The sequence below is a fragment of the Massilia frigida genome, assembly GCF_011682175.1.
Classification (GTDB): Bacteria; Pseudomonadota; Gammaproteobacteria; order Burkholderiales; family Burkholderiaceae_D; genus Telluria_A; species Telluria_A frigida.
Genome location: NZ_WHJG01000179.1, coordinates 1 through 445, shown reverse-complemented (window position 1 = coordinate 445; position 445 = coordinate 1). Strand labels below are relative to the sequence as shown.

Genomic DNA, 445 nt, shown 5'->3' with positions numbered 1-445 from the left:
ACCGACGAAGGCTATATGGCGCGCGTCGAGGCCGACGCGCAGGGCTGGCTGCTGATCGAAGACCACTGCCCGATCTGCGTGGCGGCGCGCAGCTGCCAGGGTTTTTGCCGCTCCGAGCTGCAGCTGTTCGCCGAAGTCGCCGGGCTTGATGCGACCGTCACGCGCGAGCAGCATGTGCTGGCCGGCGCCACGCGCTGTGTTTACCGGATCGCGCCGCTACAAAAACTTGCTTGATCGCATGGACCGGAGTGGTCTATGCTTCGCGCATCTTACAAACATCGCGGAGCTGGCATGACCACAACCAAACCCACCGGCATCGGCAAGCTGTTCGTCGCCGTCTGCCTGATCGAAGGCCTGACCTGGACCGGCCTCTTGATCGGCATGTTCCTCAAATATACGACCGAGACCACCGACCTGGGTGTGAAAATCTTCGGCCCCGTGCATG

Annotated in this window: 1 protein-coding gene and 1 pseudogene; both read left to right on the top strand. The window is 62.5% G+C overall.

Annotation, left to right across the window (positions count from 1 at the left end; genetic code table 11):
- Window positions 1–234 (top strand): annotated as a pseudogene (locus F2P44_RS34580) (transcriptional regulator); the annotation flags it as partial.
- A gap of 21 nt (window positions 235–255) precedes the next feature.
- Window positions 256–445 (top strand): DUF3817 domain-containing protein (locus F2P44_RS36795; protein WP_370662797.1); only part of this gene is annotated, 190 nt, incomplete at its 3' end.